This is a genomic window from Acinetobacter sp. YH12086 (assembly GCF_013419345.1).
Classification (GTDB): Bacteria; Pseudomonadota; Gammaproteobacteria; order Pseudomonadales; family Moraxellaceae; genus Acinetobacter; species Acinetobacter amyesii.
The window spans coordinates 1-18293 of record NZ_VPAF01000014.1 but is presented as its reverse complement, the minus strand read 5'-3'; the positions used below and the strand labels follow the sequence as shown (position 1 = coordinate 18293).

The window sequence follows — 18293 nt, the reverse complement described above, 5'->3', positions numbered from 1 at the left end:
AAATTTTTAGCTGTCATTCCACTTTCTGTAATTAGGCAGCAATGTGCCCTATGTTCAAAATACAGAACGTCATTTTCTTTGAACTGATGATGATTTTTGCAATATTTAAAACGACTAAACTTGTCGCAGCTTTGATTTTAAAGATTTTATAAATTTGAAAAATGACCTGCTCAACGCGTATGCTAAAAAAGTACTTTTCTTCAAACACGCCACGTTGCGTAGGAGCAAAATATGTCAAAAAAACTGCCGATTTATTTTTCGGACGAAGCTTGGTCGTCTTTGCAACAGCTCATGGGCGCAGATGGCAAACCCAGTCCCACCATCAATGCCCTGCTTGAAAGGCAATCTCAAGAACTATCTATGGATCCATTTTTGGATTCTTCGCTCAATGTTCAGCCTGTTCAGAAAAATACCCGTATTGAACTTCCCGTTGCCTTGGAACGTATTCCTGCTGGCCCAGCTTTCGCCAATAAAGATGTTTTTGAAAAAGTCTTAGACCTAAATGATTATTTGGTAATTAACCCGCTCGCTACATTTATTGCGCATGTCGATAGCGAGTCTTTACTCAATGCCGGCTTTGAAATTAATGATACTTTTTTAGTCGATCGTAGCTTAGAAGCCAAACATGGCGATATCGTGGTTGCACTGATTGATAATCGTGAAATCACCTTAAAGCGATTGATGATCACCGCAAAAATGTCAAAAGAAGAAATTGCCGACATTTTTGGGGACCCCAATAAAGTCTTACCCAAAATTTGGCTAAAAGCAGAAAATCCAGCCTATGCGCATATTATCCCTTCAGATAGCGAATCTATCGTTGTTCAGGGTGTTGTGACCTTTAATTTAAAGCAATTTTATAAGCGCTCATCACACACCTAAACACAAGAATTCACAATGAAAGCTGCAAATAAAATATTTGCGTTAGTTGACCTTAACAACTGCTACGTCAGTTGTGAGCGTGTCTTTAACCCAAAGCTCAATAATGTCCCTGTCGTCGTGCTGTCCAATAACGATGGCTGTGTTGTATCTCGAAGTCAGGAAGCCAAAGACCTCGGGATTAAAATGGCTGTGCCGGTCTATCAAATTCAGGATTTAATCCAACAGCATCATGTTCAGGTGTTGTCGAGTAACTATGCTCTCTACACCGAAATGTCTAATCGATTTATGAATATTTTAGGCATGTATGTCGGCCCCGAAGACCGTGAAGTTTACTCGATCGATGAGTGTTTTTTAGATTTCACTGCCTATCAAGAACTGTTTGATTTGAGCCTATATGCCAAAGAAATACGAGATACGATCCTAAAATGGCTAGGTTTAACCTGCTGTGTCGGGATTGGTCGCTCTAAAACGGAAGCCAAAATGGCCAACCATTTTGCCAAAAAAAATGCTTATTTGAACGGTGTGTGCAATTTAGTTGAAATGGACCCTTGTTCCTCAGAACAACTCCTTGCGCAGACACCAGTCAATGAAGTTTGGGGCGTCGGTCGGAATCATACAAAAGCCCTGAATCAGCTTGGCATTCATTATGTTTTAGATCTGATCAATGCACAGCCTAAAGATATTCGAAAAAAATTTAGTGTGGTGATGGAAAAAACCGTCTTGGAACTGCAAGGTCTATCTTGTCTGTCTATTGAAGAAGAAGCACCGAGCAAACAGCAAATTATCAGTAGTCGTTCCTATGGTCAGCCAGTCTACGAACTGGAAGATATTAAGGCCTCTATTCGTGTATATATCGCGCGAGCCGTCACACGTTTAAGAGCAGATCATTCTCTATGTCGTATGGTGGGAGTGTTTATTCAAACGAGTCGCTTTAATTCTACTGAAAAATACGCACCTTATCTGGCCATTACACTGAATGAGCATACCGATGACTTAATTAGTATCACCCAAGCAGCAACGCGTGCCGCCGAAAAAATCTTTAAAGCGGGATTTAAATATAAAAAAGCCGGTGTGGTGTTATTAGAAATCATTCCAAAACAAAACTTTACCCCAGATTTGTTTTGCGATATGGCGTTAAGACAAAGCCGTTTGAAACTGTCCGACACCATCGACGATATTCAAAAAAAATTTGGGCATCATTTTGTCTCGATCGGCTTAGCGCAGGACGATGCTGCAACATGGCGGATGAAAAAAAATCTGTGTTCCCCCGCTTACCTGAGTAATTGGAACGAACTGCTCCGTGTGAAATAAAACGTTTGATTGAAACGCTATGTTGTAGCGCTGCTGATTCCTTCTATTGTTTTAACCGAAATGATCATTTGCAATTGCTGAATATTTATTTAGTATTTAAATGAATATTCATTTTTATATTCTCCTATTTTAAATTATGTCTGATGTTCAATTAACGCTGAGCGAATACCTATCTGCGGTCAAAGAAGTCATTCAGTTGGCTTTTGATGATGCCGTGTGGGTCAAAGCCGAGATTCGAAATTTAAACATCAAAGGTGGACATTACTATCTAGAATTGGCTGAAAAAGAACAAGAAAGTGATAGAGTCATTGCCAGTTGTAAGGCCACAATTTGGAAATTTACTGCAAATAAAGTTGTCGGAAAATTTGAACGTGAAAGCGGCATTGAGCTCAGTCGTGACTTAAATGTCTTGGTTAAAGTGCGTGCCAAGTTTGACCCGCAGTACGGCTTTTCAGTCAATATCGAAGAAATTGATTCGAGTTTTACTTTGGGTGATCTGGCTCGACGCTATCAACAAATTTTAGAAAAACTCACCAGCGAAGGTCTGATTCATAAAAATCGAAACTTGCCTGCGCCATTTGATATTCAGCATGTCTTGGTTATTGCGCCTGAAAATGCGGCTGGCTTAGGTGACTTTAAAAAAGATGCAGATGCACTACAACATGCTGGCGTGTGTGAATTTGTCTATCATGCTGCAACCTTTCAAGGAAATACCGCAGCACAAAGTATCCGAGATGCTTTAGCACTGGGTTTAAGACAATGGGCCAATGACTTTCAAACTGCGCCAGATTTGATCGTGATTATTCGTGGTGGCGGTGCTGTTAACGATCTTGCTTATCTGAATGATTATGATTTGGCTGTACTTCTATCTAAGCGTAGCGTGCCAATTTGGGTCGGTATCGGCCATGAAAAAGACCGTACAATCTTAGATGAAATTGCACATCGTTCTTTCGACACCCCGAGTAAAGTGATCGGGGGGATTCGTAATCATATTGTTGAGCGAACTCAGGAAGTTTTAGAGGCATTACAAAGCATTCAACTACGCTCACAACATCAAATTGCTCTGTATCAAAGTCAAAATGATCAGTTACTACAAGTCATAAAGACCTTGGCTCAGAGTCAAATCAATGACTCAACTCGGCTCTTACAGCAATACCAAGATAATACTGCTTATTTTGCTCAGTTACAACTTAAAACAGCTGCACAGAATATTGAAATACTCATGCGTGAGACTTTGCTGCAAAACCCTGCACATGTGCTCTCCAAAGGTTATGCCATCGTCCGACAGCAAGGTCACGCCATTCGTGCAACGAAAAATCTTCAGCCTTCAACGCATTCACCGATTGAAATTGAAATGCAAGACGGTGTCATCACGGCTGACATTCAACATATACAGGTAAAAAATCATGACGACTGATACACTAAGTTTTAAAGAAGGCTATGAAGTTTTAAAACGTAATGCTGAATTACTCGAATCTCAGCAAGAACCCGACATTGATAATCTTATGAAAATCGTTGAAGAGTCGATGCAAGCCTATAAAGCCTGTAAGACCCGTGTTGAAGCAGTACAACAAGCTTTGAATGATACGTTTAAAGATTGATTTCTCAATTCATTATTTGCATAAAAAAACGCAGCCTAAGCTGCGTTTTTTTATATTCAAATTTTGACTTCTCTTAGAAGCGCCAGTTATAGAATAAGTCAATTGCACGCTCTAAAGACTGACTCGCTTCCAAGTACAAACGTTGATTCATTTGATAACGCAAGGTCAGTTTATTCACTGGTGTAAATACCCCGACACCATAACGAATGAATAAGTCAGGTGTGATATAACCCGTCACAGAAACCTGAGTATCATCTCCTGTTCCTTGAGCATCTAATGCCAAACCACTCAGACCAAATGTACGACCAATTTGATTGGTCAATGCACGTGTACCACCCAAGCCCATACTAATACCGGCTGCAGCAATCGTGTTGTTCACATCAGAACGGAAACCTTCCGCCTGACTTAAACCTGAACTTCCTTCATTGATACGACCTGTAATTAAGGCATTTAAGGCTTCTTGTTCAGATAGACCTGCATCGTTATACACCTGAATTGCAGGGCTTGATGCTGTACCTGTCACACGAACACCAACAGTACTACCTTGCACGGCTTTATTGGCATCAATATCTAAAGTAGGGTTCGCCAATGGTCCATTAAAACGGGCAATCGCACGGTTCAAGTCCAGACTTTGACCATAAGCTTCGATTTTCACACGCTGAGAAACACCGATTGCACCATTGGCACGCATTGCTGTTTCTAAACCACGTTGTGTCAAATTCAAACGACCAATCAACGGAATTCGGCTATCAAAACCTTGGAAAATCACTTGATTACCAATATTTACCTGTACGTCAGCGCGAATATCCCAAGGACGTGCTGATTTTAAGATTTCAAGTTGATTATCACCTTCATGTACCACACGTACATCTGAAGATACCCCAACCACTGTTGCAGACGATTCTGGCATCGAAATCAATGCGCGCGGCACATCAATTTTACCTTTTAAGGTTAATTTCTTACTGAAAGGCAGCACATCTAAAGATAAATCAGGCGTTACAACAGCGGTGATCAATGGCGCTTGACGGACCAACATTTCATTACCCGTTAAATTCAACTGGATACGTGGATCATTTTTCCAGTCAATATTTCCGGTTAATTTGCCCACACCACGACCACTGTTAAATGCACCATCAATCGTAGCGTGGTTTTGACGCACAGCAGAATACAACTGAATATTGGTCAAGTTCACAGGCAATGAAATCATGCTAATCGAGCCATTTTTCACTCGAATCTCACCATCCATTAAAGGCTGAGACAATGTTCCGCTAATTTTTGCCGCATAAGACAACGTACCGCCCATTGAACGGACATCTTGTATAAATGGTTTTAAGATTTTCAATTGAACTTGGTTAAAGGCCACTTCACCACGGATCGGTTTGTTGGTTTTATACGGGTCAATAATAATATTGGCATAACCTGTACCAATATCAGGAGCTTTGGTATCGAGTCGAATTTGTAGCCCTTCAGCGACACTTTTCGCAATCAAACCTACTTCATCATATTTTAAAGTGGATGCTAAATACTGTGGGTCTTCCGCTGCTAAACCGAGTAAACCGTCACGAGTCACTAATCGTGCATCAATTTTAGGTTTTGCACCTTTCGCCCAAGACGCTTTCGCATAACCATTCACTTTACCCGTAATCGCCAGGCCTTCAGGCATAAATGCTGCAAAATCATTTAAGTCTAGGTTCTTTGTCACAAAAGATACATTACCGCGGTTTTTATTCACACGAATCGGCTGATCAAAACATAATTCACTTTGCTGGCTCATCCAACAATGTGCGCCAACAAATAAGTCAGACTGTGCAGTGTTGTAAATAATCGATGCATTTTGACGCTGTACGAGACGTGTACGCAAGGAGTCAAAATCGCCTTTTTGAATCTGACCGAGCCAATTATTTTGTGCGTTGAAACCACCAGCTAACTGCACATAAAATTTTGATAATTTATTTTCAGCACTGACTTTTAATAAATGCGCATTACGTGTACCGGCCAGTGAAATTTGACCTTTCACAATCTCACGGTTGTTACTGCGTAAATTATCCATCGTTGCCGTTAATAAACTTGGTGAAGTCGCAGAAGTTGGCAACTCGCCTTGCACCCGTATTTTTTTCACACTGAATAAATTATTAAATGCAAAATCATCTATTGCGATATTGGCAGATGCTTGCAGTCGTGGCTGTGCTTGAACATTTAAGTAGCCATAAGCACGTCCACGTAGGCCTGCATAAACTTCATATAACGCTGGTGCATTAATTTTCAATTGTAAATTTTGTGCATTACCAGTGGCTTGAATTTGGTTATTGGCATAAGCCAACAGTAAATTATTCGCTTCAAACTGTTTTGGCATAAAGCCAGATTGATTTGAATTAATCACCATCGCCAAGTTACCTTGACCACGGACAGGTTTGTTATTGATCATACCTGCCAAATTCAGACGTTCAATTTGAATACGTTTTAGTGCATCTGACCACACACCACTGGTTTTTAAATTTCCAGATAATTCACCCCGTACATTTGAGGCAAAATAATGCGGCTTAAAATGCACCAGTGATGCATTGATATCCCAACCAATGGCTTTTTGCAGTAAAACCTGTCCATTGGCTGAAATCTTACCTGCCACGCCATCATGACGCAGTTCGGCTATTTTAATTAATTCAGGTGTGCCAGATACTTTGAAAATCAAACTGCCTTTACTTGCGGCAACTTGGCTTGCATTGAGGCCACCATCATAATTCACAGCAAAAGCTTTAAAGCCTCCACCTTGTTTCTCATCATGGAAAGTCAGCGCAGCAGTAGATTTACCTGTTAAATGAACCGTTTCATTTTGCTGTGCTAGTCGGCCTAACAAATCAATATTATTCAGCTGAATAATCTGTTGATTTGGTTTTGCATAACCATTGGCTTTTAATGACCCTGTAATTTGGTCGACAGGCGCAGCAGCCACGATGGTTTGCGGATTGAACTGCTGTGCTTGTACATTGGCTTGCCATTTCAGCATGCGTTTTTCATCAGGCAATTCTACAACTGCGTTACCTTTGAGCTGACCTTTGTCGGCCACATAACTAAAGGCAGGGACATTGAGATTGTTATTTTTCAGATTCAGTTTGGCTTGATATTGTCCAGCAGGCAGAGCACCTTTTTCATGTCGTGACACTGTGGTCGCCACGTTGATGTTCTGCTGACCTTCTGTAAGCGCCAATTGCACATTGCCCGAATCACTACTCAACCATCCAACATATGGCACTGCACGGTCTATATTTTTCCAAGACACATCCATCTGCATCGGCTGAGCTTTATTATTTTTGGCAGGTGCTTGATCGAGTTTTAAATTCCAAGTTTCATATTGATCAAAATCTACCAAAGCCGTGAGGTGCATGCCTTTTTCAAGGGTCCCTTTGGACGCAATATTACTGTTTAAACTCACAGGTAGAAAATCTTGAACCACCTGCGGGATCAACTTATGTTTTGGATTAATTTTATCTAAACGACCGCTTACATCCCAAGTGACCTGATCTTTCCAACTCACCACGCCACCCAAATTGACAGCGCCGCCCATTACTTGTCCATTTAGGTTAGTAATATCAAGTTGGTTGACCAAGTCCGTACTCATGAGCGCAGTATATTTCCCCTCAGGGATATTGGCACCGCTCAGGTCCGTGTCTAAATCTAAATTAAGACGCTGAATATCCCCTTTGAATTTTGCCAGACCATTTTTAGCAAAAAGCTTTTGCTCAGTCAGCAACGGTAAATGATAGTTTTTAAATTTGAGTGCACCAAACATTGGAACATGTGGACGCATCGGATGGACCACAGCCCAACCAGTTAAAAGATCTGGGGTATGTGTTGCCACACCGGCTTGAATTGTATCCAACGATCCTTTAGCCACCACTTGAATATCATGAATGTTCAAGCTTTCACGTAGTGAAGGTAAGTTGACAATCCCCACAGCATTTAGCGGATATTTACCTTCAAACTTCATATTCCCAGACGCTTGGCGCACAGATAAATAGCCCATATCCATACGGGTATCTTCAAATTTTAATTCCGTCCCAGACCAAAGCGCTTCATTTAATTCAATATCATAAAAATCCACACCTGAACTATGCGTTTTAATCAGCATATGATCTAGATCTGCATGATCGACACGAAGGACGAACGGCAGACGGATTTCACTAAATGCAAAAGGTTTATCGCTAGGTGGTGTCTTGGTAATAATTTGCAGATTTTTAACATCTGCCTTATTTAAGTGAATTTCTTTATTAATAATGGCACGCCAACCGAGTGTAATATCGGCACGGTCAATTTTTACATCGACAGGTTTTAGCGTAACGAGGACATTTCGTAGAATAATGCCCCGCCACAGGTTACCACCTTCATATTCATAGTGAATGATTTGCTGACGTTCCAGAACACGGTCAAGTAAAAACTTACTGCCTTTGTCTGTAGAGAACATGACTGCTAATGCAGCCACCAAAAAGATAAGCACGAACACGAAGGTCAAAATGACACTTCGAAGAATACGACGCTTCTTCGGCAGTTGCTCTACCGGCGTTTCGTTTTCTGGTTCTTGCTGTTCTTGTTCAGTCATAAAAAACACATCACCTAAAAATTATAATTGTGAACCAATAAAGAAATGTAAACGAATTGGTTTGCTGTCGTCAGAAAGTCCGGTAGCGACATCTAAACGAATTGGGCCAATTGGAGAAGCCCAACGTATCCCCACACCGGCGCTATATGCGGTCGGTGTATTGAAGTCTTTATCGTACGCATTACCAAAGTCACTAAAGACCGCAGCACGCCAGCCTTCTTTAAATTGGTAGTTATATTCTAATGAACCCGTTGCCAAGACTTGACCACCAATTTTATAGCCATTTTCTTCGGCAGCTAAACTCTTATAGTCAAAGCCGCGAATGGTTTGGTCACCACCGGTAAAGTAGCGTAAGTTATAAGGAACTTTATCAAAGTTCTCTGTCAGAATATAACCTAAATCACTGCGCCCCACGAACTGGTGATTATCATTTTCACCCAATGAATAAATAAAGCGCCAGCCCGCATTCAAGATCGCCATGTCAGCATCTGAAAGTAAGCTTTCACTTCCGACTTCAACTTTATAGGTTTGCTTGATCCCTTTACTCGGATTCACACGTTTATCAGAGTCGGTTCGAGAAATTTCATAGCCAAACATCAAAGACTGCTGTTCATTGTTGGTATTTACCAAGAACGCATCTGGAATGTCATCACTAGGACTTAGGCCGTCATCGGTAATACGGTCCAAACGGTAACGTAAACCAAAGGTATGCTGCCAACTACCACGTGGGTTTTTAATAATCCGGTCAACCCCAGCTACAGCAGATTCAATCGAAAGATTGACGCCTTGACCGACATCATCACGTTCTTCACGCTCATAACCACCAACCAAACTGACATAGTCATTTAATGGATGGTTATATGGGATGTTATAGCGACCATCAATCGATTGACGGATTTTGGATACTTCCATGTTGGCGTCAAAAGAATGACCACGTTTATTCACGATGGCACGGCGATACTGCCCACGAACACGTGTACCGGTGTCGGTACCAAAACCAGCACCAATTTCTGCACTATTCAACTTATCTGCATTTAGTGTAACGATCACAGGGACTTTTTTATCTTCACGTGCTTGCGCTTTTAAACGTTCTTGTTCTGCTTGTTTAGCATCTTGCGTATCTTGCAAACTGCGTAATTTAGAGGATTGCTCTGCATCATTCACCCCCGCAAATTGGTCTTCATCAACCACTTTTTGCGTGACTTCCTTATTCGACATCACTTCCGTTTTGTCTTTCACTACTTGTGAACTTTCAGACAACTGATTTTGATCGACCAAGGTCTGAATATCTGGTGGCAGTTCAAGCGGCTTTTCAATTGGGTCTGGTCGAATCGCATCAACTAAGGTGTAGTTAAAATAGCGAGAGTTGGTCAGGTTGTTAGCCAAACCATTCACACGCCAGAAAGTATAGTCAGCACCGTCTTTCCACATCACCAAACTTTCTAAAATATCGCGATCCAATGGAAACTCTGCATTCGGATCACTCATTCGAAATTCGACTTCGCCAAGCTTATAACGCTCACCCGTTTCAAATCGCAAATTGATATCGGCTGTATTTTGTGGTTGAGCCACTCTTACATCGTGCAAACGCCAGTACGAGTCGAAATAACCGTTATTGGTCGCTGCATCATTAATTCGGCCTTTCGTCGTTTCGTATTCACCATGATTAAGAATGTCACCTTCTTCCTGATCTGGTAAAACACCAATCACCTGAAACTGAGCTTGATTTGCTCCAGCCCCTGAAAATTCAATATTTTGCTTTTGAATTTGCACAGGCGTATTTGGTGTAACCAATACACGAACTTTACTATCAGACACTTTTTCAAATTTGAATTCTGACTGATAAAAACCTACAGCTTGTGCAGCCTGATTGGACAAGCTGCGTAATTGAGGCAAAGCCGATGGAAAATCGCTAAAAGACTCTTGAGTAAAACTTGAAAGCTTGCCTTTAATATTGGCTTTGAGATCTTCCAGCGCCGCACCGTAAGCCTTACTCGAAGTCTGACTGGTATTATGTGCTGAGGTAATTTCAACATCCGCACTAATTCGTGGCACTTTTACCGTATTCATCTGACGTGGCGGACGCACTTTATATAATAAGCGCTTGAAAATACCCGGCTCTGCATCATCTTCCACAGTTGGATTATTCAGCTCTTGCAGCGTACTGGCATTTTCATTTTGTGTTGCAATAATTTCATTATCAGAGCGAATTTCACCCATGAGCTGATCAATATTGACTGGCGCTTGGTTAATTTCCGTTAACTCTTTTTGGGTAATATCTGCAACAGCAACTTCTGTTTGCTGTGTCGCACGGTACTCCTGCGCCTGACGTTTGGCTTCTTCAGCAACTTGGAAGATTTCATTCGCCATGTTTTGATCAACAGGTGTCACAGGTAAGTTTTCTAAATCTTCGAACTCAATGGGTTTAAATTCTTGTAGTTGTGTTCCTGCTTGCTGCTGTTCTTGCAGCATTTTCATGCTATCAACAGATTCTTCCGGCTCATTTATATTTTCAATTTTTTCAACTGCTTCAGGTGTCGACAGCCCTTGCTTTACAGCCTCATTCTTGATTTCAGTAACAATCTCTGCTTTTGTATCTGCAGATGTTGGAACAGTTTCCGCGGGAGTTTGGGCGAAACTATGCTGAGCACACAAGGTCAAAAAGATGCTCATATATAGGCTTTTATTGCTATGATGCTGTCGTATGCAGTGAGCCATACTGTGATGAAGCATTGTTTTTTTAAACTTGATTTTTGCAGGCATAGCAAACTCTAACAAATTTCATTATGTAATGGACTTAGTCAATCAGATGTAGAGCTAAAGATCTTATATCTATTGGTTTTTCGCCATCTCCAAACTCAAAAACATATTACATGATTTTTTTAGAGATTTTACCAATCACTCACATTTCTTAATAAAACTTAATGTAGCAAGACGCTTATGAATAACAACGAACATCTGCTAGGTACACGCCGTTTCCTGCCTATGTTTTTGACCCAATTTTTTGGGGCCCTCAATGACAATGTCTACAAACAGGCTTTATTGTTGGTCATCACCTATGGATTAATCCAACAACAGGCATTACCCATCAGCACGCTAAACAATCTAGCTGCATTATTGTTTATTTTACCCTACTTTATTTTTTCAGCGACAGCGGGACAGATCGCAGATAGGTTTGAACGTTCACAACTTGTCCGTGGCATCAAAATTTTAGAAATTATCATCATGATCATCGGCAGTATTGGCTTTCTGACCGGTCATTTATGGTTATTGTTGCTGGCTTTATTTTTGATGGGGACCCATTCGACATTTTTTGGTCCAATCAAATATGCAATTTTGCCTGAAATTTTAAAGCCCAATGAGCTGATGTCAGGCAATGCGCTCTTCCAATCGGCAACGTCCATGGCGATTTTATTCGGGATGATCTTGGGTGGTGCTGTGATTGCTTCATCACAAGGCAATTTAATGTGGATCAGCCTGACAGTGATGACCATCGCAATTTTAGGTTATATCACCAGTCGTTTTATTCTTAAGCAAAATGTCACTACACCAGATTTAAAAATCGATTGGAACTTTTTCCGAACTAGTTACCAAACGATGAAATATGCCAAAAGTTTGCCGCTAATTTTTACTATTTTATTGGGGAACTCGTGGTATTGGTTTTATGGTGCAACCTACCTCACCCAAATCCCACAAATGACTCAGCAAAATCTACATGCCTCTGAAAATGTCGTTAGCTTGCTATTGACCTTTTTCTCTGTCGGTGTGGGCGTAGGTTCATTGCTTTGTCGTAAATTGGGCGGCACTCAAGTCAATATTAAGATGGTTCCCATCGGTGCTGTCGGTTTAACGGTATTTGCACTTTATTTAGCATTTAGTTTAACGCTTGTCCCGACTCAAACTGGCCCACTTATTACCCTTTCAGAAGTTTTTCATCAAGGTTGGGGCTATTACCATGTCATGATTGCCGTGACTTTATTGGGTATTAGTGGTGGTTTTTACATCGTTCCGCTCTATGCAATGATGCAAGCTTATTCTCCACGCTCACATCGTGCGCGAGTCGTTGCCGCAAACAACATTTTAAATGCGGTATTTATGGTATCTTCTGCTATATTTTCAATTATCATTCTGAGTGTTTTAAAGATTGATATTAAAATACTTTTTTGTATAACCGCAGTGCTCAGTGCAATCTTTTGTATTTGGCTGCTATTACGCATCAAACCTTTGCTTAAAACTACGCAAGTCTCTTTGGAGGATTAATCCATGCGTCAATTCACAGGTATCGACAAACTTATTCATTCTTTTGATCAAGCCTTACGTAGTTTAGTTCCCGGAGCAACAGCTGCACATCGTGAAAATCCGTCTGTTGCTGAAAAAACCCAACTTGCAGTCAGCGAAGCACGCCATGTGGCAGGTCTAATGCGGGTCAACCATAGTGGTGAAGTTTGTGCACAAGCGCTCTATCATGGCCAAGCACTCACCGCTAAACTGCCAAATGTCCGCCGTGAAATGGAACACGCTGCGATTGAAGAACAAGATCATCTGGCTTGGTGTGAAGACCGCTTAAAAGAATTAGACAGCCATACCAGTCTGCTCAACCCTGTTTGGTACGGCCTTTCTTTTGGGATGGGTGCATTGGCAGGTATTGCCGGTGATAAATACAGCCTAGGTTTTGTCGCTGAAACTGAGCGTCAAGTGAGCCTGCATTTAGAAGATCACATCCGCCAACTTCCTGAACAAGACGAACGTTCACGTAAAATCTTAGTGCAAATGAATGAAGATGAGCTGCATCACCGTGATACAGCACTCAATGCAGGTGGTGTAGACCTTCCTGTTCCAGTTCGTATTGCCATGACTGGTATTTCTAAGCTGATGACCAAAACCAGTTATTACATTTAATGATTTTCTAATGATTGTCGCTAAGTTTTATAAATAGTGAACAAAAAGCCTGCAATGATGCAGGCTTTTTCATAAGTAATGTTTTGACTCTAATACAATAATTCCTTCGCCATCAAAACAGTTTATAGGCTGCCATCGACTTGGTGTAAACCAATCAAAATTCAAACTATAAAGTTGCTCAGTGGACGGATAATCTGATCCACCTAATTCAAGCAGCCATCCTGCCGGACAAATTTCCTTTTGGTTATTCATCATAACGGTTTGATCATGTGCCAACTCAAGCAATAAATGCCGATGCAGCTCAAATGCAATAACATCAAATCCAGCTATTTGAATAGGCTGTGGAAAACGAGCCGATGTCAAACCTTGACGAATATCAGTCATCTGTTCCAGAGTATAGTCGATTTCAAATGATCGGTTAATCCACGTGCCTTCAGGCAGTACAACCTCTCCAAAGTTTAAGGGTTCCTGCAACTGTATATGAATTTTCTTTTGATGCTGCCACTCTGCATAGTCAGAACTAAGATCTGAAATCACGAACAATCCAAGCGTTACTGCAACAAATAAAGGGAAAAACAATACGCCAGATAAACCAATTTTAAGTGCAGCATTTACTTTATATGGTCGATTTTTTTGCTTTTTATACCAATTATTCCAACTCAACCAAATCGCAATGACGATAAATAGCACCAAAATCGCAAAGCAAATAATAAGGAAACCTCCCGCACCCGCACCATAACCTAAGCCCATATTGCTCTCACTAAATATCCCTTTAAATCTTTTAATTATGTTTTGACGACTTTATCAGATCAACCACTTGCACTTTATCAATGTTGATGATGCTTACGCCACCACTTCAACACCGTATAGAGCACACGGAAGAATACGATACATAATATAACGGCAATAACGATGTAAATATCTTGATGATAAGGCAGCATTTTCGCCCAAAATAGATGTAAATAATGACTGATTTGGAAGCCAATCGTTGCGACCAACATCGCCCAAATAAAACAGGCAACCAGATTAATCAGCACATATTTCCAAACAGGATAAGCACGCACACCGACTGCAATAAGTAAAATAGTTCTAAAACCCCAAGCAAAGCGCATAAATAAAATGGTCAAAATAGGATAACGTTCAATAAACTGGCTCGCACGATCGAATTTTTGTGCAAATTCTGCATTCGACTGGATAAGTTTTTGCCCATAGCGAGCGCCCATTTGATAATAAAACTGATCGCCAATAAAACTGCCCAACATCGCCACTGCAATCAACATTGGAAAATGAAGTATGTGTTGATGGACGGCATAGGCGCCAATCATCAGCACTGTTTCTCCTTCAAACAATGTGCCAATAAAAATCGCAATATAGCCATAGTGCTGAATCAGATCCGTCCAGTTCATATCATTATTTTGAAGCTAAAAAGATAATGTAATCCTGCGACAGCCTATACGCTAGCGCATACCATGACAGGATTTGAATATTTTTGTTATTGTTTATCTAGCATAGTTAGGTCAGTTTGAAATATCACTCATGTGCGTTAAAAACATTCCGTTTCATTCACTCAATCCACTAAAACTTTTTGACAACTCACCATAGGAAATTGATGTGCTGGATGTTCAAACATCTTATTTTTCCATATATCGAACATTGGAATTTTAACATCGAGTGCTAAAGGCAGTTTTTTCGGATTAAATTGCATATGGGCTAAGCTTTCGCCCCACGCGATCAGATCCAGATCCAAAGCGATATTATGAGACGGACGAACACGACCTGAGTCTGCTTCCATTTTTTTCAGTAAGGTGCTGATTTCATCTACAGATAAACTGCTTTTCACCAAACAAGCTGCATTCCAATAATCCGCCCCAATGCCATCACGACAAGGAATCACATAAATTTTGGAAAATTCAACATGACCCAAAGCCTGAATTTGACGTAAAGCCTGTTGAAAATGCGGTTTAGGATTGAAATTACTCGCCAGAGCTAGGGCGAAAATCGTTTCGGTGGCGTTCAAGACGAATTCCTACAGAATTGGCTTGCGCGATAATGGCAGGCTTCCGGATGCTAATCATAATAGATTCAATGCTGTCATAGGTAGCAAAAAGTGCATCAATCACCAGTTTTGCTGCATGTTCGATCAATTTAGGTTGAGCAGTTTGAATGACTTTGGCTGATATTTCGCAAATTTCAGCATAATTCAAGGTATCTTCAAGCTCATCTGACTGAGCCGCCTGCGCTAAACTGGTTTGAATATTGAGGTCGAGCATCAAAGGCTGAATAATCTGACGCTCCCAATTGAAACAGCCGACGACAGTCTCAACTTTCAAACCTTCAATGATAATTGCGTCCATTCTTACACTCAAAATAAAATCTTAAACATCGATAAAATCCTCCTGTTTAAGCAAGAGGATTTTATTTATATCTTGCGGCTAAATTATTGCTTCAACAATAAATTAGGGTCCATAGTCTGCACCATTTGAATACGCTGGTCTGCATAAATATCGGTATATGGCGCAAGGATGCGCATAAAGCGATCGAAGTACAACATTTGTTTGAATAATAAAGCGAAGTCACGTGGGAAGCGAATACCATGACGCTCTCCGACTTGTACCATATCCATCATGATGTCATTCAAATCGGCAGGATTCGAGGTTAATAACTCTTGCGGATCGGCCAAAAGCACACCGCTAAATAAGCGCTCTAAGTCGGCAGCTAAGACTTGTGTGTCAATTTTGACAGCCGTCATGCCCATTTTCAGCATATTTTCAGCCATCAAGTTGTATTCAGTTTTTTGTAGGGCATCCATAAACGCAATACATGCTGTCCACACTTCAGGTTTCAACTGGCCCACGATACCAAAATCGATGAAGCCAACTCGACCATCTTCAAGCAGCATCAGGTTGCCTGCATGTAAGTCTGCATGGAAACTATTACATAACATCAAGCTGCCAAACCATGTATTCATCGCTGTCACCAAAACTTGCGATGGATCTTTAGCGACTTTTTTAACCACATCAAAATCAGTCAATGGTACGCCGTATAAACGCTCCATCGTTAAGACACGACGTGTTGAATATTGGTGATAAACTTTTGGTGCAGTCGCGGCTTTGTTTTGAGTTACATTCAGATAGTTCACAAAGTCATCAAGATTTTGAGCTTCTTCAATAAAGTCCACCTCACGTACCATGCGAACTTTAATTTCTTCAACAATATCTGCAAGTGAAGCAAATTTGACTTTAGGTACAGCTTTTTCAACCAGTTTGGTTGCCCAATGTAAAACGTTTAAATCTGTATAGAGAATCGTCTCGACACCCGGCTTTTGCACCTTGATAACAACATTTTCACCACTGACCAATTTAGCAGCGTGTACCTGTGCTATCGATGCAGAAGCTAAAGGCTTTTCATCAATTGAAGCAAATATTTCATCTAAATTACGACCAGCAAATTCTGAAGCCAATACCTGCTGCACATAACTAAACGGCAATGACGGTGTCTGATCTAAACAGCCTTGGAACTCTTCGACATATTCACGCGGAAATAAAGAAGGTGTACTGGCAATAAATTGACCCAATTTAATATAGGTTGAACCCAGTGATTCAAAAGTTTCACGCATTAATTTTGCGTTACTTGGTTTTTCAGTTGCATATTTAAAGCCGGCTTTTGCAGCAACGACTGCGGTCTCACCCATTCGGGCAACCGAGCGAATTCCATCTAACCAGATATTGTTTTTCATAATGTCTTAGAAAAAAATAATTAACGTGAGTGTAGCAAAAAAATAAGGGCTTGCTGCTTTATCTTGCCTGACAGATTGGACAATCTGGATCTTTTTCAAAAGCGAGAATTTTTTGTTTCATTGACCGACCATCCCACAACAAAAGCTTTTGTTTCAGTGCTGTCGTCCCCAAACCCAAATAGAGCAAGGCATGATGTGCTTGCAAACTTGCCATAACATTTGGTGTAGTTGCAAGTACACCCGAGTCTGCACAGCGTAAACTTTCACTGGTATGATGTTCTTTTGGAAATAAACATTCATAACAGGCAGCATCGGCTTCAACCATAAATAACTGCCCTTGAAAGCCAATTGCAGAAGCACTAATCAACGCCACATTATTTTCTACGCAGCTTGCATTGACCAAATAACGCGTGCTGAAATTATCACAACCATCGAGAACCAAATCTTGCTGTGAAATCAATGTCTTTGCGTTGCTTTCATCTAATTTTGTGGTATAGCTTTGCACTCGGATATGCGGGTTAATCGCTTGTAAGCGTTTAGACAAAATTTCTGATTTATAAAAACCCACATCGTCTTTGGTATACGCGATTTGTCGTTGCAAATTACTGATTTCAATTCGATCTGCATCGATTAAAGTAATTTGTCCGACGCCTGCACGTGCCAATAATTCGGCTGTGGTACACCCAATTCCACCACACCCTACGATGAGTACATTGGCAAGTTTTAGCTTCTCTTGTGCATCGATGTCCCATCCATCAAGCAATATTTGACGGCTGTATAAATGCATTTCATCATCACTTAATTCAAATTCAGAAGTTGATTCATTCGATTTAAACGTAGACAAAGTATTTCCTTATTAAAATTCGTCAAGCATAAAAAATGGGCGAGTTTATACCGCACACAAAAGATTAAAACACCGATATCCATCAAATGTTGTTCGAGTACAAACCCGAAACAGTGTAAAAACACCCTGCTATTTGAGCAAGACAATATACAGCTTAAAGTTAAAATAAATGCTCTGTAGACATGGTATTTTTCTTAGTTAGCGTATCTTCAATTACACTATTTAAAATACAGTATCTCAGACACCTTAGTATGTAGAAACATCATAGAGGTATAGCGTATACATGTTTTAAAAATAATAAATAGACTTCTTTCATAATTCATTTTTTGCTCAGCTCTAAATTATAGATTCCCGCAATTAAATTAAATCTTAAGCCCAGTCTTTTTCCTCGATTACGATATCGCTCGGCAAGGATTTTGAAAGTTTTAA

14 protein-coding genes and 1 pseudogene are annotated in these 18293 nt (G+C 40.6%); 6 read left to right on the top strand and 9 right to left on the bottom strand.

The annotated features are described in order from the left end of the window. Window positions 1-231 precede the first annotated feature (231 nt). The 4 genes from FTU29_RS13435 to xseB all read left to right on the top strand — a co-directional run bounded on the left by FTU29_RS13435 (window position 232) and on the right by xseB (window position 3791). Window positions 232-879 (top strand): LexA family transcriptional regulator, encoded by a 648-nt coding sequence (locus FTU29_RS13435; protein WP_078193940.1) that lies wholly within the window; start codon window positions 232-234, stop codon window positions 877-879. Window positions 880-894: 15 nt separating this feature from the next. Continuing rightward, the gene (locus FTU29_RS13430) at window positions 895-2190 is read left to right on the top strand and encodes a Y-family DNA polymerase (RefSeq protein WP_180122360.1); all 1296 of its coding nucleotides are present in this window, start codon (window positions 895-897) and stop codon (window positions 2188-2190) included. A gap of 136 nt (window positions 2191-2326) precedes the next feature. Beyond that, a complete protein-coding gene (gene xseA, locus FTU29_RS13425; RefSeq protein ID WP_180122358.1) occupies window positions 2327-3607 on the top strand; it encodes an exodeoxyribonuclease VII large subunit in 1281 nt (426 codons plus the stop codon). Continuing rightward, window positions 3597-3791, top strand: coding sequence for an exodeoxyribonuclease VII small subunit (xseB, locus tag FTU29_RS13420; RefSeq protein WP_078188551.1), 195 nt, complete (start codon window positions 3597-3599; stop codon window positions 3789-3791). The genes xseA and xseB overlap by 11 nt, the downstream gene beginning before the upstream one ends. A 73-nt stretch (window positions 3792-3864) precedes the next feature. Here the strand turns inward: xseB and FTU29_RS13415 are convergent, their stop codons facing one another. Next, complete coding sequence (locus tag FTU29_RS13415; protein WP_180122356.1) at window positions 3865-8385, bottom strand: translocation/assembly module TamB domain-containing protein; 4521 nt, start codon at window positions 8383-8385, stop codon at window positions 3865-3867. A 21-nt stretch (window positions 8386-8406) separates the two neighbouring features. After that, on the bottom strand, window positions 8407-11148 hold the full coding sequence (locus tag FTU29_RS13410) for an autotransporter assembly complex family protein (RefSeq protein ID WP_180122349.1): 2742 nt from the start codon (window positions 11146-11148) through the stop codon (window positions 8407-8409). Window positions 11149-11325: 177 nt separating this feature from the next. On the opposite strand from FTU29_RS13410, the gene FTU29_RS13405 reads away from it, so the two are divergent. Both FTU29_RS13405 and coq7 read left to right on the top strand, forming a co-directional pair. Next, on the top strand, window positions 11326-12645 hold the full coding sequence (locus FTU29_RS13405) for an MFS transporter (protein WP_180122347.1): 1320 nt from the start codon (window positions 11326-11328) through the stop codon (window positions 12643-12645). A gap of 3 nt (window positions 12646-12648) precedes the next feature. Further along, window positions 12649-13284, top strand: a complete 636-nt coding sequence (gene coq7, locus FTU29_RS13400) for a 2-polyprenyl-3-methyl-6-methoxy-1,4-benzoquinone monooxygenase (protein WP_180122345.1) — start codon at window positions 12649-12651, stop codon at window positions 13282-13284. 69 nt (window positions 13285-13353) lie between these two features. Here the strand turns inward: coq7 and FTU29_RS13395 are convergent, their stop codons facing one another. The 7 genes and pseudogenes from FTU29_RS13395 to FTU29_RS13365 all read right to left on the bottom strand — a co-directional run. After that, window positions 13354-14034 (bottom strand): hypothetical protein, encoded by a 681-nt coding sequence (locus FTU29_RS13395; RefSeq protein ID WP_180122343.1) that lies wholly within the window; start codon window positions 14032-14034, stop codon window positions 13354-13356. 77 nt (window positions 14035-14111) lie between these two features. Then, window positions 14112-14690: a DedA family protein gene (locus tag FTU29_RS13390; RefSeq protein ID WP_228144785.1), complete on the bottom strand. Its 579-nt coding sequence runs from the start codon at window positions 14688-14690 to the stop codon at window positions 14112-14114. 161 nt (window positions 14691-14851) lie between these two features. After that, window positions 14852-15301: a 2-amino-4-hydroxy-6-hydroxymethyldihydropteridine diphosphokinase gene (locus FTU29_RS13385; protein WP_180122341.1), complete on the bottom strand. Its 450-nt coding sequence runs from the start codon at window positions 15299-15301 to the stop codon at window positions 14852-14854. Beyond that, window positions 15258-15638, bottom strand: coding sequence for a dihydroneopterin aldolase (folB, locus tag FTU29_RS13380; protein WP_180004951.1), 381 nt, complete (start codon window positions 15636-15638; stop codon window positions 15258-15260). The genes FTU29_RS13385 and folB overlap by 44 nt, the downstream gene beginning before the upstream one ends. Before the next feature lie 83 nt (window positions 15639-15721). Then, window positions 15722-17020, bottom strand: a complete 1299-nt coding sequence (locus FTU29_RS13375) for an AarF/ABC1/UbiB kinase family protein (RefSeq protein ID WP_180122340.1) — start codon at window positions 17018-17020, stop codon at window positions 15722-15724. Window positions 17021-17078: 58 nt separating this feature from the next. Further along, entirely contained in the window at window positions 17079-17807 is a 729-nt protein-coding gene (locus FTU29_RS13370; protein WP_180122404.1) for a HesA/MoeB/ThiF family protein, read from the bottom strand. Between the two features lie 376 nt (window positions 17808-18183). After that, a pseudogene (locus tag FTU29_RS13365) lies at window positions 18184-18293 on the bottom strand (IS5/IS1182 family transposase); the annotation flags it as partial.